General features: G+C 53.3%; 20 protein-coding genes and 1 tRNA gene. All 21 read left to right on the top strand.

Features of this window, described 5'->3' with window-relative positions:
* The first annotated feature begins 138 nt into the window (after positions 1 to 138).
* Positions 139 to 702, top strand: coding sequence for an aminoacyl-tRNA hydrolase (gene pth / locus N0M98_RS23945; RefSeq protein WP_249860621.1), 564 nt, complete (start codon positions 139 to 141; stop codon positions 700 to 702).
* An 88-nt stretch (positions 703 to 790) separates the two neighbouring features.
* Positions 791 to 1,021 carry an anti-sigma-F factor Fin gene (gene fin / locus N0M98_RS23940; RefSeq protein ID WP_249860622.1) on the top strand — a complete coding sequence of 77 codons (231 nt, stop codon included), beginning with the start codon at positions 791 to 793 and terminating at the stop codon, positions 1,019 to 1,021.
* A gap of 301 nt (positions 1,022 to 1,322) precedes the next feature.
* The gene (gene mfd / locus N0M98_RS23935) at positions 1,323 to 4,844 is read left to right on the top strand and encodes a transcription-repair coupling factor (RefSeq protein ID WP_259619408.1); all 3,522 of its coding nucleotides are present in this window, start codon (positions 1,323 to 1,325) and stop codon (positions 4,842 to 4,844) included.
* The gene (locus N0M98_RS23930; RefSeq protein WP_259619407.1) at positions 4,831 to 5,931 is read left to right on the top strand and encodes a peptidylprolyl isomerase; all 1,101 of its coding nucleotides are present in this window, start codon (positions 4,831 to 4,833) and stop codon (positions 5,929 to 5,931) included. The genes mfd and N0M98_RS23930 overlap by 14 nt, the downstream gene beginning before the upstream one ends.
* A gap of 235 nt (positions 5,932 to 6,166) precedes the next feature.
* Positions 6,167 to 6,709, top strand: coding sequence for a stage V sporulation protein T (gene spoVT / locus N0M98_RS23925; protein ID WP_259619406.1), 543 nt, complete (start codon positions 6,167 to 6,169; stop codon positions 6,707 to 6,709).
* A 166-nt stretch (positions 6,710 to 6,875) separates the two neighbouring features.
* Entirely contained in the window at positions 6,876 to 8,546 is a 1,671-nt protein-coding gene (locus N0M98_RS23920) for a putative polysaccharide biosynthesis protein (RefSeq protein ID WP_259619417.1), read from the top strand.
* Between the two features lie 153 nt (positions 8,547 to 8,699).
* Positions 8,700 to 10,181 carry a bifunctional methyltransferase/pyrophosphohydrolase YabN gene (gene yabN / locus N0M98_RS23915; RefSeq protein WP_259619416.1) on the top strand — a complete coding sequence of 494 codons (1,482 nt, stop codon included), beginning with the start codon at positions 8,700 to 8,702 and terminating at the stop codon, positions 10,179 to 10,181.
* Positions 10,182 to 10,259: 78 nt separating this feature from the next.
* The gene (hbs, locus tag N0M98_RS23910) at positions 10,260 to 10,532 is read left to right on the top strand and encodes a non-specific DNA-binding protein Hbs (RefSeq protein ID WP_249860626.1); all 273 of its coding nucleotides are present in this window, start codon (positions 10,260 to 10,262) and stop codon (positions 10,530 to 10,532) included.
* Positions 10,532 to 10,807, top strand: a complete 276-nt coding sequence (locus tag N0M98_RS23905) for an RNA-binding S4 domain-containing protein (RefSeq protein WP_259619405.1) — start codon at positions 10,532 to 10,534, stop codon at positions 10,805 to 10,807. The genes hbs and N0M98_RS23905 overlap by 1 nt, the downstream gene beginning before the upstream one ends.
* A gap of 282 nt (positions 10,808 to 11,089) precedes the next feature.
* Positions 11,090 to 11,374: a sporulation protein YabP gene (yabP, locus tag N0M98_RS23900; protein WP_259619404.1), complete on the top strand. Its 285-nt coding sequence runs from the start codon at positions 11,090 to 11,092 to the stop codon at positions 11,372 to 11,374.
* On the top strand, positions 11,371 to 11,940 hold the full coding sequence (gene yabQ, locus N0M98_RS23895) for a spore cortex biosynthesis protein YabQ (protein ID WP_249860629.1): 570 nt from the start codon (positions 11,371 to 11,373) through the stop codon (positions 11,938 to 11,940). Before yabP ends, yabQ begins: the two co-directional genes overlap by 4 nt.
* Positions 11,941 to 11,965: 25 nt before the next feature.
* Complete coding sequence (locus N0M98_RS23890; protein WP_259619403.1) at positions 11,966 to 12,289, top strand: FtsB family cell division protein; 324 nt, start codon at positions 11,966 to 11,968, stop codon at positions 12,287 to 12,289.
* A 159-nt stretch (positions 12,290 to 12,448) separates the two neighbouring features.
* A complete protein-coding gene (locus N0M98_RS23885) occupies positions 12,449 to 12,952 on the top strand; it encodes a S1 domain-containing RNA-binding protein (RefSeq protein WP_249860631.1) in 504 nt (167 codons plus the stop codon).
* A 200-nt stretch (positions 12,953 to 13,152) separates the two neighbouring features.
* A tRNA-Met gene (locus tag N0M98_RS23880) sits at positions 13,153 to 13,226 on the top strand.
* 447 nt (positions 13,227 to 13,673) lie between these two features.
* The gene (gene spoIIE / locus N0M98_RS23875; RefSeq protein WP_259619402.1) at positions 13,674 to 16,169 is read left to right on the top strand and encodes a stage II sporulation protein E; all 2,496 of its coding nucleotides are present in this window, start codon (positions 13,674 to 13,676) and stop codon (positions 16,167 to 16,169) included.
* 414 nt (positions 16,170 to 16,583) lie between these two features.
* Complete coding sequence (locus N0M98_RS23870) at positions 16,584 to 17,360, top strand: vWA domain-containing protein (protein WP_249860633.1); 777 nt, start codon at positions 16,584 to 16,586, stop codon at positions 17,358 to 17,360.
* Positions 17,344 to 18,261, top strand: a complete 918-nt coding sequence (locus tag N0M98_RS23865) for a protein kinase domain-containing protein (RefSeq protein ID WP_259619401.1) — start codon at positions 17,344 to 17,346, stop codon at positions 18,259 to 18,261. The genes N0M98_RS23870 and N0M98_RS23865 overlap by 17 nt, the downstream gene beginning before the upstream one ends.
* 38 nt (positions 18,262 to 18,299) lie before the next feature.
* The gene (gene tilS, locus N0M98_RS23860) at positions 18,300 to 19,745 is read left to right on the top strand and encodes a tRNA lysidine(34) synthetase TilS (RefSeq protein WP_259619400.1); all 1,446 of its coding nucleotides are present in this window, start codon (positions 18,300 to 18,302) and stop codon (positions 19,743 to 19,745) included.
* A 38-nt stretch (positions 19,746 to 19,783) separates the two neighbouring features.
* Positions 19,784 to 20,323 (top strand): hypoxanthine phosphoribosyltransferase, encoded by a 540-nt coding sequence (hpt, locus tag N0M98_RS23855; protein ID WP_249860636.1) that lies wholly within the window; start codon positions 19,784 to 19,786, stop codon positions 20,321 to 20,323.
* Positions 20,324 to 20,393: 70 nt separating this feature from the next.
* Positions 20,394 to 22,346, top strand: a complete 1,953-nt coding sequence (gene ftsH, locus N0M98_RS23850; RefSeq protein WP_249860637.1) for an ATP-dependent zinc metalloprotease FtsH — start codon at positions 20,394 to 20,396, stop codon at positions 22,344 to 22,346.
* A gap of 293 nt (positions 22,347 to 22,639) precedes the next feature.
* Positions 22,640 to 23,578: a quinolinate synthase NadA gene (nadA, locus tag N0M98_RS23845; protein WP_249860638.1), complete on the top strand. Its 939-nt coding sequence runs from the start codon at positions 22,640 to 22,642 to the stop codon at positions 23,576 to 23,578.
* Positions 23,579 to 23,595: the final 17 nt, after the last annotated feature.

Here is a 23,595-nt window from a genome sequence, read left to right as displayed (position 1 = left end):
TTGTTGCGGAGCGTGTCGAACGGCTTGTTCGATCCGCTCCTTTATCGCGTTCGGCGGCTGTGGGGGCCGGAGCGACATGCGCAGTCTGTGCGCAAACGGCGAAAGATGCCCCTAAACCGAAGGGAGAGCTAGAGTAACATGAAATGGTTTGTAGGTCTGGGCAACCCGGGCAAGCAATATGAAACGACTCGGCATAATATCGGATTCATGGCTTTGGACCGGTTTGCCGACAAGCACGGCATTAAAATAACGCAGAACAAATGCAAAGGTCTTCTCGGCGAAGGGAATATTAACGGGCAAAAAGTGTATCTGCTCAAGCCGATGACGTATATGAACTTATCCGGCGAATCGATTCGCGCGTTTCTCGATTTTTATAAAGCTTCGGTTGAAGATCTCGTCGTTATTTATGACGATCTGGATACGCCGTACGGGCAAATCCGCCTTCGTTATCAAGGCAGCGCCGGAGGGCATAACGGCATTAAATCGACGATACAGCATTTGGGCACGCAGACGTTTAACCGGATTCGCATGGGCATTAACCGTCCGGCCCCGGGCTACAATATAGCGGATTATGTGCTGTCTTCGTTTTCCAAAGAAGAATTCAAAACGATGCCGCAGGTGCTGGATACGACTTGCGAGGCGATGGAATACGCGCTGGAGCAGCCTTTTGAGAAAACGATGGCCAAATTTAACGGCGCATAGTGCGATCCTTTACGCCGCGTGCTTGCAAAATAGCGCAGGCTAATATTCTCCTTTTTTGGTCATAATGATGAAAAAGGAGGAGTGAGTCATGTCTATCAAATACGTTTGCCGTCACTGTCATACGCTGATAGGGGAATTGGAGCGGCAGCATGTGAGCGATGAGCTGCTCGGTTTCCATTTCTTGACCCCCGAGGAGCGTCAGAGTATAATATCGTATAACCCAAACGGCGATATGACCGTCAATGTGGTTTGCGATTATTGCAAGGAAGCTCTGGATCATAATCCCGAGCTGTCGCTTGTCACCAGTCCCCTGCAGTAATAAGGCGGGGGCGGCATCGTTTGGAATATATGCGCCTGGGCTAGCGAAGTCTGGGTTCTTTTTCGAGTACGCCGGCATAAGATTCTTAACCGTCAAGGTTTACCATATGATGAGTCAAGGATAACGAATTGTCTTCCGCCATAGAAGACGGGATTCGTTGGTTTGGCGATGTTCAAAGGGAGATAAGGAGCGTCACCTTGCGCCAAAAGGTGTTGCTCCTAGTACCCGTTGGCGGAAAACTTACCACAATGGCAAATGATGAGAAGAGGTTTTGGTTGATGGGCGAGAGGGGGTACGTTTTTTGCAAGCTTTAATCGAAGCATTCTCCGCGGATCCTGACCTGCAGAGCATCGTATCCGGTGTTCAATCGGGAATGAGGGAGCAATTGATCTCCGGATTGTCCGGTTCCTCGCGGCAGGTGATGCTGGCCGCTTTATATCATGAACTCGGGCGGCCTCTGTTTCTGGTTACGCACAACATGTTTTCGGCGCAAAAAATTTTCGAGGATTTGGTGGAATGTCTGCCAAGCGACAAGGTGATCCTTTTTCCGGCACAGGAGCTGCTGGCTGCAGAGTCGGCCGTAGCGAGCCCGGAAATGCTGGCTCAGCGGATCGACGCGCTGACGAGGCTGGCGGACGGCTTCCGCGGTGTCGTCGTCGTTCCGTATGCGGGAATGCGGCGGGTTCTGCCGAACAAGGAGATGTACGCGGAAGCGCGGATCGCCGTTCAGGTGGGGCAGACGCTGCAGTTGGATTCGTTTATTGCGGAGATGGTTCATCTCGGCTACGAGCGCGTGGAACGGGTTGAGAACAAGGGAGAGATGAGCGTCCGCGGCGGTATTATCGACTTGTACCCGCTGTCTTCGCTGCACCCGTACCGCATTGAGCTGTTCGATGTGGAAGTGGATTCGATCCGGTCGTTCGATATTGCCGATCAGCGTTCGATAGAAAAAATAAACGAGCTGATCATTACGCCCTGCCGTGAAATTATAGCCGATGGAAAACGGTTACAGAGCGCGGCTCAGCACGCGTACGAGCTGCTGCAGACGCAGCTGGAGAAGATGGCTGACCGCGGCGCCAAGGAACGCCTGCTGGAAGGCGTAGGGCACGAAATCGAACAAATGCGGGAAGGGCAGTATTTTGCCGGTTTGTTTAAATATATTTCGCTATTGTTTCCCGAGCGCCAAACGCTGCTGGATTATATGCCCGAGGATTCGGTTCTGCTGATTGACGAGCCGTCCCGCTTGCTTGAGACGGCGAAGCAATTGGAGCGGGACGAAGCCGAATGGACGACCATGTCGCTGCAGGACGGGAAGAGCATTCCGGCGCTGGTGTTGTCCAAGTCTTATGAAACCTTGCTGCAGCGCAAGCCGTATCCAACATTGTACATGTCGTTGTTCTTGCGCCAGGTGCCGCAAACCCAGCCGCAGAACATTGTAAATTTCATGTGCCGCGTGATGCAAAATTTCCATGGTCAGATGAACGTGCTGAAATCGGAAATGGAGCGTTGGAAAAAATCGGGCGCCAAAGTGCTGCTCCTGGCAAACGGCGAGGAACGGGTCGACCGCGTTCGGCGGGTGCTGGCGGATTACCATATCGAAGAGCCGACGATTTTGAACGGCAATCTTCAAACCGGCTTCGAGCTGCCGAACATTCATCTGGTCGTCATCACCGAAGGTGAGATGTTCACCCAGAAGCAGCGCAAAGCGCGCAAAGTCGAAAAGAAAATGGCGAATGCCGAGCGTATCAAGAGCTACCAGGAGCTGAAGATTGGCGACTACGTCGTTCACGTCAATCACGGGATCGGGAAATTCGTGGGCATCGGCACGTTGGAAGTCGGCGGCATTCATAAAGATTATTTGCACATTATGTACGCGGGGGGAGACAAACTGTCTGTCCCGATCGATCAGATCGATCATATTCAGAAGTATGTCGGTTCCGAGGAGAAGGAGCCGAAAGTATATAAGCTGGGCGGCACCGATTGGAACCGCGTCAAGAGCAAAGTGCGCTCTTCCGTTCAGGACATTGCGGACGATCTGATCAAGCTGTACGCCGAGCGGCAAGCGGCCCAAGGCTATGCTTTTACTGCGGACAGCACGTACCAGCAGGAATTCGAAGGCATGTTCCCCTATGAGGAAACGGGAGATCAGCTGCGGGCGATTCGTGAAATTAAGGACGACATGGAAAAGCCGCGGCCAATGGACCGGCTGTTATGCGGCGACGTAGGCTACGGCAAGACGGAGGTGGCGATCCGCGCCGCGTTCAAATCGGCCATCGACGGCAAGCAGGTGGCGGTTCTTGTGCCGACGACCATTTTGGCGCAGCAGCACTATGAAACGTTCCGCGAGCGCTTCTCCGGTTATCCGTTCAACATCCAGGTGCTGAGCCGGTTCCGTTCGAAGAAGGAGCAGTCCGATACGATGAAGGGAATCAAGGCAGGCACTGTCGATGTGGTCATCGGAACGCACCGGCTCTTGTCGGCCGACGTCAAATTCAAGGATCTCGGTCTTCTTATCGTCGACGAGGAGCAGCGCTTCGGGGTGTCTCACAAAGAAAAGCTGAAGCGGCTGAAAACGAATGTGGACGTACTCACGCTGACGGCGACGCCGATTCCGCGCACCTTGCATATGTCGATGCTTGGGGTTCGCGATTTATCCGTTATCGAAACTCCGCCGGAGAACCGCTTCCCGGTTCAGACGTACGTCGTGGAGCACAGCAACGCGCTCATCCGCGAAGCGATCGAACGGGAGCTGGCGCGGGAAGGACAGGTATACTACCTGTATAACCGCGTGCAAGGGATCAATCAAATGGCGGAGCAAATCTCGATGCTTGTTCCGGATGCCAGAGTGACGGTGGCTCACGGTCAAATGTCCGAGCAGGAGCTGGAGAAGACGATTCTCGACTTCCTGGACGGCGAATTCGACGTGCTTGTCAGCACGAGCATCATCGAGACCGGCGTTGACATTCCGAACGTCAACACGCTCATTGTTCACGATGCCGATAAAATGGGCTTGTCCCAGCTGTACCAGCTTAGAGGACGGGTCGGCCGTTCCAACCGGATCGCCTATGCGTATTTCTCGTACCAGCGGGACAAAGTATTGACGGAGGTTGCGGAAAAAAGGCTTCAGGCGATAAAAGAGTTTACAGAACTTGGATCAGGGTTTAAAATTGCCATGAGGGATTTGGCTATTCGCGGCGCGGGTAATTTGCTTGGGGCCGAACAGCACGGGTTCATCGCTTCGGTCGGATTCGACCTGTACTCGCAGATGCTCGCCGAAGAAATCGCCAAGAGGAAACAGGAGATCAGCGGGGAAGAGGCGGAGGTGCAGAAGCCTTGGAATACCCAGCTGGACATTCAGCTTGATGCGTATATTCCCGGAGATTACATTTACGACAGCGTTCAAAAAATCGAGATTTACAAAAAAGTGGCCGGCGTGAAAACGCTGGAGGAAGCTGCCGAGCTGCACGACGAACTCGTCGACCGTTTCGGCGATTTGCCGCAAGCGGTGTACAATCTGCTGACCGCTGCGAGATTGAAAGTATATGGTTCGATGTATGCGATCGAAACGATATCGCAAAAGGGAACGGATTACGAGGTCAAAATGCATGCCGACCAAACCGGCAATTTGGATGGACAGAAGCTGCTCGAAGTAACCGGGGAATTTGACGGTCGGGTGAAGCCGATTTCCGGACCGCAAATTCATTTCCAAGTCAAGGGCAAGGGGTTAAAGCCAGAAGAATCCATCGATTTGCTGGAAAGGTTTCTGGTACAATATAAGCGTGCGCTGAAATCGAAGGGAGAACTACAGGATGTTGCAAAATAAATGGAAGACGGCCAAGAAAGGGCTTATCGCTCTGCTGGCTGTAATGACGATTATCTCCGCCGCGGGATGCGGCAAGAAAGCGGATTCCGATACCGGCGCGGCAGCCGGAAGCGGCGCTGCGGCAACGAATAAAGACGCAGCGGAGGTGCTCGTTACTTATAAAGACGGCGGGAAAGTAACCCGCGGCGAATTCGACACGTTCTTGAACACCAATCTGCTGTTCTATAAAGAATATGCCCAGTACAAAGAAGATCCTGCGTTTCAGCAGGATATGATGAAGCAGCTCGTTACTTTCAAGGTGCTGTCCGCCCGTGCGGACGACAAAGCCAAGACCGCTGCCGACGAGAAGACGAAAACCCAGATGGACCAGATTAAGGCGTTCATGGGCATGCAGGAAGGCGGCATGGATAAACAGCTGAAGGATGCGAGCATTACCGAGAAAGATCTGGAGACGTTCGTCTCCCGCAGTATGCAGGCGATCGAAGCTATGGAAAGCAAAGTAACCGACGATCAAGTGAAAGCCGAGTACGACAAAAATATCGCAGCGGACAAAAATGTTTACGATGTAGCGACGGTTCGCCATATTCTGGTCGGTACGACCGATGCCGCGACAGGCAAAGAAACGCGTTCCAAGGAAGATGCGCTGAAGCGCGCTAAGGAAGTTCAGGACAAGCTGAAGAACGGCGGCGATTTTGACGCATTGGCCAAAGAGTACTCGGACGATCCGGGCTCCAAGGACAACGGCGGCAAATACGAGAACGTCGAAATTTCCCAGTGGGTGCCGGAATTCAAGAAAGCCGCTGCCGAGCTGCCGCTTAATCAAATCAGCGATCCGGTAGAAACCAGCTACGGATATCACGTTATGAAGGTCGAAGCCCGCAAAACCAAAACGTTCGACGAAGTAAAAGAAGATTTGCGCTCGCAGCTGGCCGAAACGCAAATTTACGACTTTGTCGACAAGGAATTGCCGACGATGATCGAGACCAATACGCTGCCTAAACCTGAAGAAAAAGCGCCGGCCGCTTCTCCGGCTCCATCGTCTTCACCGGCGCCGGAAGCTCCGAAAGCGGAAACGCCTAGCAAGTAATATATTACCAGGATGCCCTGCAGGGCATCCTGTTTTTATTTCTCAAATATGGACATAATGAAAACAACGGCGCCGCCGGTACATAGCGGTAAATCCTACGCTAAAGAAGGCAACAGATGTATAAGTCAATGGGAATCGAAGAATACTATGGCTACTAATTGAATTCCCTCCATTTGTATACACCGTGCTATCCAGTCGAATCTAACTCTTCAAGGAAAGCGAGGCATCTAGAAATATGAAAGCAACTGGAATCGTTCGTCGCATTGACGATTTAGGAAGAGTGGTTATCCCCAAGGAAATTCGTCGGACACTCAGGATTCGCGAAGGGGACCCGCTGGAGATTTTTGTGGATCGTGACGGGGAAGTTATCCTGAAAAAATATTCTCCGATCGGTGAGCTTGGCGACTTCGCCAAGGAGTATGCGGAATCTTTGTACGAGGGCACAAATCATATTACGATGATCTCTGACCGCGATACGATTATCGCCATAGCAGGCGGATCGAAGAAGGATTTTCTGGAGAAGCAGATCGGTCCGCTTGTAGAGGCGTGTATGGAAAACCGCAAATCCTCCATGGAAAGCTCCATGGGACAGTATGAAATTTGTAAGGATATCACAGAAACATATTCCTCCTATGTGATCGCTCCAATTGTAGCCGGAGGGGACCCTATCGGGGCCGTTATCCTTGTAAGCAAGGACGAGAATGTGAAAATGGGGCAAATGGAAACCAAAATGGCCGAAACGGCGGCGGGTTTCCTCGCAAAGCAAATGGAACAATAGAAATGATTGATCGATAAGCTTCCTGACGAACGGATCCTGCAAGGATGCGAAGGTTGGGAAGCTGTTTTTGTGCTGCGCTCGTTTTTCACCAGGCATCTAATGGTATATAATGAGAGAGAATTCGGAGGAAGCCGCGCCGGACGAACGACGAAAGAAAGGGCGAACGATGAACGGGGATGCGAACAAACATGGCGAATCCGGCAAAGCCGCGGGCTCTGCGCTGCTTAAGGGCGCTGCGGTGCTGGGAATCGCCGCTGTGGCGTCCAAGCTGATCGGGACGATGCAGAAAATTCCGCTGCAAAATATAGCGGGAGACGGGGTTTTCGGGATTTATAACGCGGTTTATCCGCTGTACATTTTAATTTTGTTTTTGGCCACGGCCGGCTTCCCGCTGGTCGTCTCCAAATTCGTATCGGAACAGGCTGCCGCAGGGCGCGACGCCGAAGCCCGACGGGTGCTTAGGGTGGCCGCAACGACGCTTGCTGCAACAGGACTGTTGTTTTTCGCGTTATTGTATTTCGGAGCGGAACGCCTGGCATGGCTCATGGGCGCCGAGCAAACAGGGCCGGCCATTCGCAGCGTTTCGTTCGCACTGTTGTTCGTGCCGGTTATGTCGGCGCTGCGCGGTTATTATCAAGGCTACCAGAACATGATTCCGACGGCGGTATCTCAAGTCGTGGAGCAGTCGGCGAGAGTAGTCACCATGTTCGCGCTGCTCCTGCTGTTCGTTCGCTACGGCTGCGGCCCGGAGCGGATCGCGGCCGGAGCGACCTTCGGCTCCGTGGCCGGCGCTATGGCCGGGCTGCTCGTCATGCTCTGGTTTTGGCGCAGGGACCCTAGACGAGCCGGGCTCAAGGCGAAGCAAAGCGCCGAGGCGGGCGCAGCGCCGGCGGAGAGCAATTGGAGCCTGGTTCGGCGGCTGCTGGCTTACGCGCTGCCAATCTGCCTCGGTACGATTGCGCTGCCGATTCTTACGCTGGTCGACTCGTTTACCGTGCCGCGTTTGCTGAAGCTTCACGGAATGGACGAGACCGGCGCGCTGCTGCGCTTCGGGCTGTATAATCACGGGCTGCCGCTCGTACAGCTGGTCGCCATGATTGCATCGTCGATGTCGGCCGCTCTCGTGCCTTCCATCGCCGATGCGAAATGGCGCGGCGATGCCGAAGCGCTGCGCAGCCGGACGGCCATGTCGCTGCGGCTCGCCTGGCTGGTCGGGCTGGCGGCGTCCGTAGGGCTCGCGATGCTGGCCGAGCCGATTAACGCGATGCTGTTCAAGAGCCCGGAAGGCTCGTGGACGATGGCCGTGCTCGCCTACACGGCCTTATTCAGCACGCTGAACATCGTGGCGTCCAGCGTGCTGCAGGGCTTCGGCGCCGTCACCGCGCCGGCGCTGTATTTGCTCGCCGCGGCCGCGGTCAAGGTCGCGGGCAACATCGCCCTCGTGCCGCGCTGGGGCATCGACGGCGCCGCCGCCGCGGCGGTGGCCGCCTACGCGCTCGCGGGCTTGCTCGCGCTCGCGCATGCGCTGCGCGCCGCCGGCGTGCGGCCGGCCCCGGGCCGGGCGGTCATCAAACCGCTGCTGTGCACCGGTTTGATGGCCGTGGCCCTGCTGGCCGTGACGCACGGCCTGCCCGCGCTGCTCGGCGCGCTGGGCGCGAGCCTGCCGCCGCGGGGCATGGCCGCGGCGGTGGCTCTCGTCGGCGTCGCCGCGGGGGCGCTCGCGTATGCGCTTGCGCTGCTGCGCCTCGGCGCCGTGACGGCGGCCGAGCTCGGGCAGGTGCCGCAGCTTAGCGGCAAGCCGCTTGCGCTGCTGCGCAAGTACCGGCTGCTGCGCTAGAGCCGGCGCAGCACGGCTAACGCCAGCCTGCGGGCTGGGTTTACCGCTTTGGCCCGCGGGCTCTTGAACGGCCCGGGTCTTTTGCCGCGCCTCCGCGTTCGCCCAAGGCTTTTACAGCGATTGAAAGATCAAAAAGGAGGAGGCGAGTGCATGATGCAACCGCGCATTACCGTCGTCGGACTAGGCTCCGGAGACGAAGATCAATTGACGCTCGGCGTCTGGAAAAAGCTGAAGCAAGCGAAAAGGCTGTACCTTCGCACCGATCAGCATCCGATGGTTTCGCTGCTGCGCGATAACGGAATCGCCTATGAATCGTTCGATTCGATATATACAAGCAATGATACGTTCGAGCAGGTATACGAAACGATCGCCGGTCAGCTGCTGCACTTATCCAAAGAGGAGCAAGGGGAGGTCGTTTACGCCGTGCCGGGTCATCCGATGGTGGCCGAAATGACCGTCCAGCTGCTGCGGGTCCGCTGCCCGCAAGAGCAGGTTGAGCTCACGGTTATGGGCGGAGAAAGCTTTCTCGATCAGGCGTTCGTGCGGCTTGGTTTTGATCCGATCGACGGCTTTCAGCTGCTGAACGGGAATGATTTGTCGATATACAGTCTCAATCCGCAGCTGCATACCGTCATCGGGCAAGTGTACGACACGCATACGGCTTCCGATGTGAAGCTAACGTTAATGGAGCTGTACCCCGACGATTGGGAGGTCGTGGTCGGTCATGCGTTAGGCGTTCAGGGCGAAGAGCGGATTCACCGAATCCCGCTGTTCGAACTGGATCATTTGAAGGATTACGGCAATTTGTCGCTCGTATGGGTGCCGCGCTCCGGCGAAGAGCGGCTGCGCAGCCGGACCTTTGCCCGTCTGCACGAAATCGTGGAAATTTTGCGAAGCCCGGAAGGCTGTCCTTGGGACCGGGAGCAGACGCACCAGTCGCTTCGCAAAAACTTGATCGAGGAAGCTTATGAAGTACTGGAGACCTTCGACGAGGAGGACCCGGACCATATGGCCGAAGAGCTCGGCGATCTGCTGCTGCAAATTATGCTCCATTCGCAAATCGAAGCCGAAGAGGGCGGATTCACCGTGTGGGACGTGATCGGCGGGCTGAACGAGAAGCTGATTCGCCGTCATCCTCACGTATTCGGCGAAATGAAGGCGGATGATGCCGACGAGGCGCTTAGCAATTGGCAGCAGATCAAGCAGGAGGAGAAGCGCAAGAGAGGCATCGATCCAAACGAGCTTCCGCTGCTTTCCGGAGTTCCCCGCGAACTGCCTGGGCTGATGAAGGCGTACAAGCTGCAGAAGAAGGCCGCTGCCGTCGGGTTCGACTGGTCCGAGCTGGGAGAAGTGTTGAATGTTGTCGAATCGGAGCTGTCGGAATTGAAGGAAGCCGTCGCTTCTTTGTCGAAGCAAGAACAGCAGGAGGAACTCGGCGATTTGCTGTTTTCGATCGTCAATTTGGCCCGTTTTCTGAAGGTAGAACCGGAAGAAGCCATGTCCCAGGCGAATCGCAAATTTTTTGAAAGATTTGGTTATATTGAGCGGCAGCTGCGTTTAAAGGGTAAATCTTTTGACCAAACTGATTTACAAGAGATGGAATCTTTGTGGCAGGAAGCAAAAAAAGTTTTATAAATCGACAATAGCTAGCAGGAATTTCCTGATAAACAAAGAATACTAAGCATAGTGTTATTTTGAGGAGGAAATGTATCCATGAACAAAACAGACTTGATCAACAACATCGCTGAAAAAAGCGGGATGACGAAAAAGGACGTTGAAACCGTTCTTAATAACTTCTTGGGCGAAGTAACGGACGCGTTGTCCAGCGGCGACAAAGTTCAGCTTATCGGTTTTGGCACTTTCGAAACTCGCAAACGTTCCGGACGCACGGGCCGCAACCCGCAAACCGGTAAAGAAATCAGCATCCCTGAGTCCGTAGTTCCGGCTTTCAAAGCAGGCAACAAGCTTAAAGAAGCGGTAAAATAATGCGTCTTGACAAATTTCTCAAGGTTTCCAGACTGATCAAGCGGCGCACCGTCGCCAAAGATGTGTCCGATCAGGGACGCGTCTGGATCAACGGGAAAGATGCCAAACCGAGCAGCGCGGTTAAAGTTGGCGACGAACTGAAAATTCAGTTCGGGCAGAAAAGCGTCACCGTAAGGGTGGAGCAGCTGTCGGAATCGACCCGCAAGGAAGATGCCGCCAAGATGTACACGCTGCTTAGCGAAGAAGTGCATAAAACCGAATTATGGCAAGGCTAAAGAGACTGATGTTTCAGTCTCTTTTTTGGTTCTATTTCTGGACATCCCCCCATACTTTTAAGTAAACAAGCTTTGTTCAGCCGACTTTTCCATCGCGTGCAAAGGCGGAGGGTTGTGTAATGGCCGGAGAGTTTACGTGCTTCCTTTGAAAATAGGTTCCCTCCACTTGAGCTAATCAAGGAACCTGTTTTCAACAGAAGCCGGAGGCCATGCACAACTCGGAGACTTGCCGGGCGATGAAGCAGTTACAGCCCGAACAAAGCTGCCAGGAGGGATCGTATCATGGCAATAGAGCCGGGAAAAGTCAAACGACAAGAAATCAAGATGCTCAACCGCAAGCTGCTAGAAGTATCCGGCGTCATGAATGTAGAGAGCTTCGACAGCGAGGAGTTTTTGCTGGAGACCGAATTCGGGTATTTGATGATTAAGGGACAGAACCTGCACATCAAAAACTTGAGCCTCGAGCAGGGGCTTGTCGCGATCGAAGGATTGGTGAACGAGCTGGCCTATGTAGACACGAATTCCCAAGGAAAATCCAAGGGATTTTTCGGGAAGCTGTTTAAGTGACTCTGCAAGTTCAATTCGTCACCATGGGCATGATGCTTTTAGGGGGTCTCTCGTTAGGCGGACTGTTCGATTTGTATCGGGTGCTGGCAGGCCAGCTACGTGCGCCCCGTTATGCCTATTACCTCCTGGACATCTTTTTTTGGTGCGTCGGCACGCTGCTTGTATTCAAGCTGCTTTACATGAGCAACCTGGGACAGGTGCGGATGTTTATTTTCATCGGGTTATTTATTGGCGTCGGAGTGTACTTCCTGCTCTTCAGCCGAACGGTCATTGGGATCATTAAATGGATGATCAGAGCGGTCCACGCGACGATTCGTGTCGGTAAAACAACTATCCGGTTGTTTATTGTAATTCCGGCTATATGGATCTATAGGACTACCGTCGTGTTTTTGGGGTTTTTACTGGCTATCGCTATGTTCCTGTATAAAGTTGTGCTACAATTACTCTATCCTATCTGGAGGCTGTTATTGTGGCTGCTCAGGCCCCTGATCAGATGGATCCGATTACCTATTTGGGTGAAGAAAACGGCTCAATGGACCGCGGCATGGTTTCGTCGCTTCTTTTGAACAAAGTGGGAGGGTTTTACATTCTATGCCATCCGTTCCGGCAGTAAGCAATGACGCCAAACCGAATAATAAAGGCTCATATCGCAGACGCCGTTTGGTGATGATTATACTTGCATGCTTTATGAGCTGGGCTGGCGTGACGTTATGGAATCAAATCGGGAAACTCCAGGAGCGCGCCGAGAAGGTGACGGCCCTGGATCAAAAGTATAAAGAAACGCAGCAAGTCAATGAAGATAACAAGCGGGAGATCGCGAGATTGAACGACCCCGAGTATGTAGAGCAAAAAATTCGCAAAGAGCTGCACTATGTAAAGCAAGGCGAGACCTTGTTTTACGTGCCGAAAGAATAAAAGTAGAGACTGCCGTAATCCTCTTGTTGACCGTATTGCGGCGAGTACGTTATAATCTGCATTGTTAGGGTTTTTCTCGCACTGAACGCGGTCGCTCATCGGTGAATAGACGTCAATAGACGTTTTTCTCAATTATTTAAGGGAGGAACATTTTACTTTATGGCAATTGAAGTGGGCAGCAAGCTGGAAGGAAAAGTAACGGGCATTACTCACTTTGGGGCGTTTGTAGAGCTACCTGAGGGCGGTACCGGCCTTGTGCACATCTCGGAGATAGCAGATAACTACGTTAAGGATGTCAACGACCACTTGAAACTTAACGACGTCGTTACAGTCAAAGTGATTAATGTGGACAAAGACGGCAAAATCGGATTATCGATCAAGCAAGCGGTAGATAAACCGGTGGAAGCTAAGCCCGCTCGTTTTGAAAGACCCGGTGGCGGTTCCGGCGGCATGGGTGGCGGCGATCGAGGCCCTCGTGGCGGCGGTGGCGGTTTTGGCGGCCGTGGAGGCGACCGTGGCGGCCGTGGAGGTAAACCTCCTGCTGGTAAATTAACGTTCGAAGACAAAGTGTCGCGCTTTTTGAAAGACAGCGAAGAGCGGATTTCGTCCCTGAAAAAGAATACTGAAGGTAAACGCGGAGGCCGTGGGGCAAGACGCGATTAATGATACGAATGGGAGCCGGGGGAGCGTGTGATCGCTTCCTCGGCTTTTTGTTGCCAAGGGAGATAGGGAAACAACAATCCCAAAAATCCGGTTTCAGCAGCGACTGGAAGATCAAATGGGCGCCGCAGCGGCTTTTTTTACCGCACTTTTAGGGCTGCTTGACAAATCGGATAGCTCTGATATATACTAAGATTCGTTGTGGCGGTGTAGCTCAGCTGGCTAGAGCGTACGGTTCATACCCGTAAGGTCGGGGGTTCGATCCCCTTCGCCGCTATTCAGATGCACAATTGAAGACACCCTGTCAGGAATGATCCTGTCAGGGTGTCTTTGTTTTTTAGGGCGGACAGAGTCGGATTGTTGCGGGAAAGCGGCGGCAGCTTGAAAGGATGTGGGATAAATTCCCATTTCATGTCGGGCGAAACGGTTTCTTTCAGTAGTTTTGTCGTTTCCTTAGCGCATATAGAGCGAATCGACAGTATGCAACGGCAATAGAGCGGGGTTGTCTATAGGAATAACCGAACGGATGTTTTGGGCCAAGGCGGAACGGGGCAGGAACCGGTTTCCGCGAAGCCTTATGCGGCAAGGGATACGGCTGTTTGCGCGGCCGGTCTTTTTTTTGTCGGAAAAAACTTTTGTTCTACCAACTCATTCTGACAAACTTTATACTAGAGTGCCTCTATACTAGAGAACACAAATAGTATATGGGTGGTGTGATGAATATATGCAAAGAAAATTAAATGCCAATCAAGCCGGAATCGTGTGGACCCGTTTTATCCAATCAGGAAAAAACCGTATCGCAAGCCTGGTCGTACAAAATCGTTTGGTTCAATCGGTAGTAGCCAAGAAATGGTCGATTCTATTGTTGTTTATGGCATTTCTTTTAGGCAGGGCGATGATCCTCGACCAGCTTGCCCCGTTCGCCGTAGCCTACTTTGCCGTCATGTATTATTTGCGCAGGGAGCTGCTTTTTTGGACAGGCGCTTTTTTGCTCGCAGGCAGCCTCTTCTCCGCGGCTCCGCAGCACGCCGGTTATATTGCGGTGGAGATGCTCGTCTTCCTCCTTATCCAAAAGGGGGTCGAACGGTTCCAACGCTCCGACATATCGTATGCGCCCATCATCGTATTCGCCGCGACGTTCCTGGTGCAGCTTTTCTCTTATCTCGTCAGTACGGAAATGACGTGGTATACGCTCATGATGACCGGGGTGGAGTCGATGCTCAGCCTTATTTTAACCCACATCTTCTTACAGGCGATCCCTGTATTTACTCTTACCCGTAAAAACTATCATTTGAAGCACGAGGAGGTTATCTGCCTCATCATTTTGCTGGCGTCCGTTATGACGGGAACCGTGGGCTGGATGGCCGGGCCGGTAACGGTCGAGCATGTTCTCTCCCGATATTTGATCCTGCTGTTCGCTCTCGTGGGCGGAGCACCGCTGGGGGCTTCCGTCGGCGTCATCACGGGCCTGATTCTCAGTCTGGCGAATTCCAACGCCATCTATCAGATGAGTCTTCTCGCCTTTGCCGGTCTGCTGGCCGGCCTGCTTAAGGAAGGGAACAAGCTGGCGGTATCGCTCGGGATGCTGCTCGGTTCCTCTATCCTTTCCATATATATAGGAACTCAATCGGAGGTGATAGGCTCGACCTGGGAGTCGGCCGCCGCCGTCCTGCTGTTCGTGCTGACCCCGCGGGCCGTCGTGCAAATGCTGGCCAAGTATGTGCCGGGGACGCAGGAGAATCTCAAATCCCAGCATGATTATGCGAAAAGGGTGAGGGACGTGACGGCAAGCAGGGTGGAGCAATTTTCCGAAGTGTTTCGCCAGCTGTCGCGCAGCTTCAGGCAGATTACGGCGGACGCACAGCCTATGCAAAAGGAGGAAGAGGTAGGCCACTTTATGAATTCGGTAGCGGAGCGGTCCTGCTCCGGCTGCTGGAAGCGTAAACAATGCTGGGACGACAAATTTTATCAGACCTACAAGTATATGACCGATATGATGACGGAGGTGGAGCTCAGGGACAATATGTCGCGCAAGCATATACTGCCCCAATGGAAGAAGCATTGCACCAAACCGGAGCATGTGCTGGAGGTGATGAAGCAGCAGTACAGCCTGTACAAAAACGACCAGCGCTGGAAAAAACAAATTATCGACAGCCGCCAGCTGGTTGCCGAGCAATTGTCGGGCGTGTCCCAGGTCATGGAGGACTTGGCCAAGGAAATCAAGCGGGAGGGGCAGGAGCTCTTCATGCAGGAAGAGCAAATTCGCAGTGCGCTGGAGGAGCTCGGATTATCGATCCACAGCATCGATATCATCAGCCTGGACGAGGGGAATGTGGAAATCGAAATCATCCATCAATATACGAAAGGATTTGATGAATGCCGCAAAATTATCGCGCCGCTCTTGTCTGAGATCGTCGGCGAGCATATCGCCGTCAAAAACGAGCAGGCGCTTGAGAGGAAGGAAGGATACAGCACGGTCGTCTTCGGATCGGCCAAGGAATACGAGGTGGAAACCGGCATCGCCGGAGCGGCCAAGAACGGCGACCTGCTGTCGGGAGACAGCTTCAGCACCGTGGAGCTCGGCAACGGCAAATTTGCCGTGGCGCTCAGCGACGGGATGGGCAACGGCGAAAGAGCCCGCGCGGAGAGCAGCACCGCTCTGGATATTTTGCAGCAGCTGCTGCAATCGGGCATGGATGAGAAGCTGGCGATCAAGTCGGTCAATTCGGTGCTGATGCTCCGCTCGTCCGACGAGATGTACGCCACCGTCGATGTGGCGCTCATCGATCTGTATAATGCGAATACGACGTTCCTCAAGATCGGATCGACACCGAGCTTTATTAAGCGCGGCAGCGAAGTATTCCCGATTACGGCGAACAATTTGCCGGTCGGGATCGTCAGCGACATTGATGTAGATCTGGTCAGCCTGCCGCTGAAGCCCGGCGATATTTTAATCATGATGACCGACGGCATTTACGATGCGCCGGGCCATGCGGTGAATAAGGAGATGTGGATGAAACGCGTTATTTCGGAGATTCATACGGAACATCCTCAGGAGTTTGCCGACGTTCTGCTGGAGCGGGTCGTCAGGTATCATCACGGGCATATTTACGACGATATGACGGTGGTCGTCGCTCGGGTGGAGAAATACCAGCCGGAATGGGCGACCTTCCGCTGGCCCGGGCTGGAGCGGATCGAGCGGCCGAAGACGGTCAGTTGACGGAATTTTGTCCAACATTATTTGAAATCGAGGGATTCAGCGCTTTCTCCCGGTCAGGGAGGGGGTGCTTTTTTTGTTGTTTAGGAAATGATGCGCAGCAAATTCCTGTGGATATCCGGGGGCTCCCCCGAAAGTAATGTCTACCCATAGAACGATCCCGGAGGAATGGTTAGACGCCGATCCAGCTGAGGCTGGATACGGACGGAATAAGCTTCAGAGCATCACGTCACTACCCTGGAAATTACTCTTGGTACCCCATTTCCATTGTCTGTGGTGCCGCGTCGGCGGCATGGATGGCTTTTGGGGGATTTGTTCTTTGGGACGTTCCTCTAGCATCGGCCAAGTTTAGGATTCTCGCAAAAAGGGAAAACTATATGTAAGGTTTACTATGCTCATAGAGGAGGAACGGATAGTATGAATCAAATCATCTTAATTACGGACGGGTGCTCCAACGTCGGGGTCAGCCCGGTTATTGCGGCTGCGCATGCCAAATCGGAAGGGATTGTCGTCAACGTCATCGGATTGATCGATTCCAGCGAGATCGGGGAACACGGAATCGCCGAGATCAACGAGATTGCCGAAGCCGGAGGCGGCATGAGCCGGATCGTGAACACAACGGAGCTGTCGCAAACCGTGCAGATGATGACTCGCAAGACGGTCGTTCAGACGATCCAGCAGGTTGTCGGCAAAGAGCTGCAGCATATTCTGGGCGATTCCAAGATCGAGAGCCTGCCGCCCGAGCAGCGGTCGCAGGTCGTGCGGGTCATGGACGATTTGTCGGAAACCGCTGCGCTGCGCGTTGCGCTCCTTATCGACGCCAGCGCCAGCATGAAGCCGAAGATGCAGGCGGTCAAGGAATCGATCTATGATTTGCAGCTGAGCATCCAGGCCAGAACGGGCGACAGCGAGATGGCCGTATTCCATTTTCCCGCCTCCGTTTCCGGCGATGAAGCCGTCGAGATGGATCTTAGCTGGACGCGTGACCTTGCAAATCTGAACCGTTTGTTTTATAAATTAAACATGAAGGGTACGACGCCTACGGGTCCTGCCCTGCTGAAGGTCATTCAGTTTATGGCCGGCGTATCGGAGGAGGAATCTTCCGGCGGTCCGTGGAACGCCACGGCGTATGCGGATGAACAAGAGCGCCCGCATAAGGGCAAGGATGGGATGCTGAGTGACTACGTCGTTTGAGCGGCACGTGTCTTCAGGCACAATCGTGCAAGGCAAATGGAATCATCGGCAGTACAAGATTGAGCGTTTGCTCGGTGCCGGAGCCAATGGGCAAGTATATCTCGTGAAGCGGGGGAAGTTGTCGTACGCGCTCAAAACCGGGTTCGACGCCGTCGACCATCAGTCTGAGGTCAATGCGCTCAAGACTTTGTCCAAATCCGGCACATCGTACCGCAATTATTTGCTGGATGTGGACGATTTTCATTGCGAAGGGCAAGATTTTCCGTTCTACATCATGCCCTATATGAAGGGGCAGTCCATGGCGGACTTTATGAAGCAAAACGGCCGCGATTGGATTTACCTGATTGGGCTGAATCTGCTCCGCAAACTGGTCGAGCTGCACGGCGAGGGTTATATTTTCAGCGATATTAAGATGGAGAATGTGATCGTTTCCGGATACGGGGACGTCGAGCTGATCGATTTTGGCGGCGTCACGCCGAAGGGAAGGGCGGTCAAGCAGTTTACCGAGGTGTACGACCGCGGATTTTGGGGAGCGGGGAGCCGTTCCGCCGACGAGGCTTACGATCTGTTCGCCTTTGCCGTCCTGCTCATCAGCAGTACGGATACGGGGCGGCGGCTGGCGGGAATCAAGAAGGTAATTCCGCAAAACCGCAGCGTGGATATGCTGCTGGAGATGCTCCAAGCGAACCGTGCGTTAAGCCACGCGGCTCCCGTGCTGCGCAAAGCGCTGCTCGGCCAATACGCCACCTCGAAGGAGGCGCTGGCGGACTGGCGCAAAGGGGGCTATCCCAAACCGGCCAAAATCGTTAGCTCTATCGGCGGCGCCTGGCTTAAAATTTGCTTTGCCGCTTCGCTGCTGCTGTTCGGATTAACGGTATACCTGTATTGGCCGGCTTCTTGACATGTTTTTGCAGGCTCCATTGAAAGGATTAACGGACGATGAATCTCGTATCGAAGGTAGAGAAGGAAATACAAGCGGAGCGGCTGCTCCGGCGCGGGGACAAGATGGTAGTTGCGGTATCGGGAGGGCCCGATTCCATGGCGCTGCTGCATGTCCTTTTTGCGCTGTCGAAGAGGTGGGACTGGAGGCTTGTCGTAGCTCACGTCAATCACGGTTTCCGGGTCGAGGAATCGGCGTTGGAAGCGGCGATGGTCGAAGAGGAAGCCGCGCGGCTTGGGCTGGCGTGCGAGGTCGGGCGCTTTGATGCCCCAGGTTACATTCGCGAGACCGGCCAAAACGCGCAAGCCGCCGCCAGGGAGCTCCGCTACGGCTTTCTGCAGCAAACGGCCGCGAAAAGCGGAGCGGAACGCATCGTTCTCGCGCATCATGCGGATGACCAGGCCGAGACGATGCTGATGCGGCTGCTGCGGGGAACCGGCCCTGCGGGACTGTCGGGAATTCCCGTCAGACGGACGGAACGGAATGTGGAACTTGTTCGGCCGCTGCTTCGTATATATAAATCAGAGCTGCTCGACTATTGCCGTGAAGAAGGGATCAGATACTGCATCGACAGCAGCAACGAAAGCACCAAGTATACCCGCAACGAGATCCGGCTGGAGCTTTTGCCTATGCTGCAGCGTTACAATGAGCAGCTGCCGCAGGCGCTTGGCCGGCTATCGGTCATGATGGCTGCGGAGAACGATTTTGTGGAGCGTCAGGCGGCGGCTTTATTTGAACAATGTGTGGCTGCGGAAAGCGATTTCGCAGAATGGTCAAGAAATTGGTTCGCCGGGGTACATGTTGCTTTACAAAGGCGGTTGATTAAACTAATATTAAATTATCTTTCCTTTGATGCGGATTCCATGGATTTCCTGAAGCTCGAGCAAATGAGAGATGCGATACTGAGACCGGAACCGTCCAATCTTCATATCGACATAGGTCAAAGCCTCGTTCTGACGAGGGAATATGATCGGATCAAGCTACATACTTTATTTGTACCGCCGATCCCGTATCGGTACGTTCTGCAGCGAAATGAACGCCGCTTGACGATAACGGAAACCGGGGCGGTTATCGAGTGCGCCTGGTTTGAAGGCGATGCGGCAGCCGCCGCGATGAAGGCCTTGCCGGCAGACGGCCGCGATGCGGCGTGGTTTGATGCCGGGCAATTGACGTTTCCGCTAACGGTGCGCAGCCGGGCGGACGGAGATCGAATGACATTATTCGGATTAAACGGCTCCAAAAAAGTAAAAGATATTTTCATTGACGCTAAAATTCCGCCGAGCCGCAGGACGCAGATTCCTGTCGTCGCCGACGACCGCGGGCGGGTCGTTTGGCTGCCGGGCGTCCGCAGATCATCGCACGCCTTGGTAAGCGCCGCAACGCAGGCGGCCGTTTATATGAGACTTTGCACGCCGGAGGCTGACGCTTCCTCCGTGTTAAGATAAGCATTACAGATCATTTATTCCAAGTAGGAGGTTCTCTCTTGCAAAACGACATTCAAGAAACACTGTACAGCGAGCAGCAAATTCAGGACAAAGTAAAGGAGATGGGCCAATTAATTAGCCGCGATTTCGAGGGACGCAATCCGCTGGTCATTTGTGTACTAAAGGGTGCGTTTATTTTTATGGCGGATTTGGTCAAGCAAATCACCGTTCCGCTCGAAATCGATTTTATGGCGGTTTCCAGTTATGGCCAATCGACCAAATCGTCGGGCGTCGTCAAAATTATTAAGGATCTGGACGTTCCCGTTGAAGGCCGGGACATCATCATTGTCGAAGATATCATCGACAGCGGACTGACCTTAAGCTATTTGATCGACGTGCTGGAGCGGCGTAACGCGCTTTCCATAACGGTGGCGGCATTATTCGATAAGCCGGGGCGTAGAACTGTAGATTTGGATGCAGACTATAAAGGATTCGTCATTCCGGACGCGTTCGTCGTCGGATACGGCTTGGATTATGCGGAGAAGTACCGCAATTTACCTTATGTGGGCATACTGAAGCCTGAAGTGTACTCCCACTAGCATTTCTTGTGATGCCAAGACTTGCTGTGGTACAATATACAAAGTTGCCGTTTTTGAGAGGAGGTAGGGGATGAATCGAATTATTCGTAATACAGGCTTTTATTTGCTCATTTTTTTGGTCACTGTCGGTATCGTTCATTTTATCAGCACACAGAATGACCAGAAAGACGTAATAAGCTACGATAAGCTCCGACAGGCCTTAGTTGAAAAGAATGTGGACTCGGTCAGCTTGAGATATGACGGTCAGACATACTTGGTTCGCGGTAAATACAAAAATCCGCAGCCGCCGGATAAGAAAAATTTCGAAACCCGCGCGCCTTACGACCAAGAAACCGTCACGATGATCGAAAAGAGCGAAGTGCCTAACATCGTCATTGAAAAAATGGAAGGGGACAACGTTTGGATCAGTTTCCTTACCTCCATTATTCCGTTTGTCATTATTTTCATCCTGTTCTTCTTCCTGTTAAATCAGGCGCAGGGTGGCGGCGGTAAGGTGATGAATTTCGGTAAAAGCCGCGCGAGACTCTATAATGAAGAGAAGAAGCGCGTGACGTTTGAAGATGTAGCGGGGGCAGATGAGGAAAAGCAAGAGCTTGTGGAAGTGGTCGAATTTTTGAAAGATCCGCGCAAGTTTGCTGCCGTAGGCGCAAGAATTCCCAAAGGGGTTCTGCTTAACGGACCTCCGGGAACGGGTAAAACCTTGCTGGCAAGAGCCGTCGCAGGCGAAGCGGGCGTACCGTTCTTCAGCATCAGCGGTTCCGACTTCGTGGAGATGTTCGTCGGTGTCGGCGCATCCCGCGTACGCGACTTGTTCGAAAATGCTAAGAAAAACGCACCTTGCATCATTTTTATAGACGAGATCGATGCCGTAGGCCGTCAGCGCGGCGCCGGATTGGGCGGCGGGCATGACGAGCGCGAGCAGACGCTCAACCAGCTCCTCGTGGAGATGGATGGATTTGGCGCGAACGAAGGGATTATTATTGTCGCGGCAACGAACCGCCCCGACATTTTGGACCCTGCGCTGCTGCGTCCGGGACGTTTTGACCGTCAAATTACGGTGGATCGTCCGGATGTGAAGGGCCGTGAAGCGGTGCTTAAGGTACATGCCCGCAACAAGCCTTTGAACAAAGATGTGAAGCTGGACGTGCTGGCGCGGTATACGACAGGCTTTACGGGCGCCGACCTGGAGAACCTGCTGAACGAAGCGGCGCTGATCGCAGCCCGCCGCAACCGCAAAGATATTTCGATGGAAGAGCTCGACGAGGCGTTTGACCGCGTCATCGTCGGTACGCAGAAGAAAGGCCGCGTGATCAGCGAACGTGAGAAACGCATGGTTGCGTTCCATGAAGCGGGTCACACGATCATCGGTTACTATTTGGAAAATGCCGATATGGTGCATAAGGTTACGATCATCCCTAGGGGCCGCGCAGGCGGATACGTCATGATGCTCCCTAAGGAAGGCGAAGACCGGATGATGAACACCAAGAACGAGCTGCTCGATAAAGTAACCGGATTGCTGGGCGGACGCGTATCCGAGGAGCTGTTCATCGGTGAGATCGGCACGGGCGCTTACAGCGACTTCCAACGCGCTACCGGCATCGTTCGCAAGATGATTATGGAATACGGAATGAGCGACAAGCTCGGACCGATGCAGTTCGGCAATGTGCAAGGTCAAGTATTCCTTGGTCGCGACTTCGGGCATGAGCAGAACTACTCTGACGCCATCGCATACGAAATCGATCAGGAAATGCAGACGATCATTCGCGGCTGCTACGCTAAAGCGAAGGAAACTCTTGAGAAGTATTCGGATCAGGTTCGCCTGATTGCCGAAACGCTGCTGGAGAAAGAAACGCTTGAGAAGGATGAAATCAAGCAGCTCATCGAAACGGGCAAGCTGGATCAATCCGGAAGCTCCGACGTGAAGGTAAATATCGTCGGGCAGCAGCAAACGGCGGACGCCAACAAGCTGGAGTTCGATAAGCCATCGGCAGAAGATAACAACGACGATAAGAAAGAATCTTAATAACGAAACCGGCGTGCATATGAGATGCACCCGGTTTTTTTCTCATTTGTAAGTCGGCTCCGGGTTGCGCGGCGGCGGATAAATGAGGCGTTATACGAGAAACTGGTCCCAAGAGACCACGCTCGGGAAATACACTGCGTTGGGCATCATTTTTTCAGCCATTTTGTAGTTTTTTGAGCATTGACACCACTCGGGATGTTGTGTAAATTAGTTGTAAATCTTTTAAACAATATGTGAACATTTTCACGACTTCATAGCACACAAAAAGGGGTATGGGGAAGGAAGGTACGACGATGGAGGCTTTAGCCTTGGAGCGTAAAGAGGAGCAGAAGCGTGAGCTGAAGGAACGTATCGCTCAGTTGAAGAAGGAACGCAACGCCATTATTCTTGCGCATTATTATCAGAGGGATGAAATTCAGGAAATTGCCGATTTCCGCGGCGACTCGTTTCTGCTGGCGCAAAAGGCGGCGTCTACGGATGCCGAAGTAATCGTATTTTGCGGAGTTCACTTTATGGGAGAGAGCGCCAAAATTTTGGCTCCGAACAAAACCGTGCTCATTCCCGACGAACGTGCGGGCTGTCCTATGGCGGATATGGTCAATGTAGACGGACTTCGCGCTCTGAAGAAGCAGCACCCGAATGCCAAAGTAGTCGCTTACATTAACACGTCCGCCGATGTCAAATCGGAGACCGACATTTGCTGTACTTCCGCCAATGCGGTCAAAGTAATCAATGCCATCGATTCCGACGAGATTATTTGGGTGCCCGATAAAAACCTCGGTGATTACGTTTCCAAGCATACCGATAAAAAGGTCATTATTTGGGAAGGGTACTGTAACACTCACGACATGTTGACCGTCAAAGATGTAGAAGAAATGCGGGCGCAATATCCGAATGCACAGTTCGTCGTTCATCCCGAGTGCCGTCCTGAGGTTGTCAAGCTGGGCGATTTCGTCGGCAGCACGACCGCAATCATCAAATACTGCAAGGAATCCGACTGCCAGGAATTTATCGTAGGGACCGAAGACGGAACCGGCTACCAGCTGCGGCTCGACAGTCCGAACAAACAGTTTCATTTCGCTACGAAATATTTGGTATGTCCAAACATGAAAGTCAACAATCTGAAAAAGGTTGCACGCTGTCTCGAAACGATGCAGCCGCAAATTTACGTTCCGCCTCATGTCGCAGATCAAGCTAGAGCATCCCTGGAGCGCATGCTACAAGTGAAGTAGCATGCGCTACTCTCTTG

The sequence above is a fragment of the Paenibacillus doosanensis genome (assembly GCF_025060755.1).
Taxonomy (GTDB): Bacteria; Bacillota; Bacilli; order Paenibacillales; family NBRC-103111; genus Paenibacillus_S; species Paenibacillus_S doosanensis.
The sequence above is the reverse complement of the archived record's forward strand: the minus strand, read 5'-3'. Positions and strand labels throughout refer to the sequence as shown.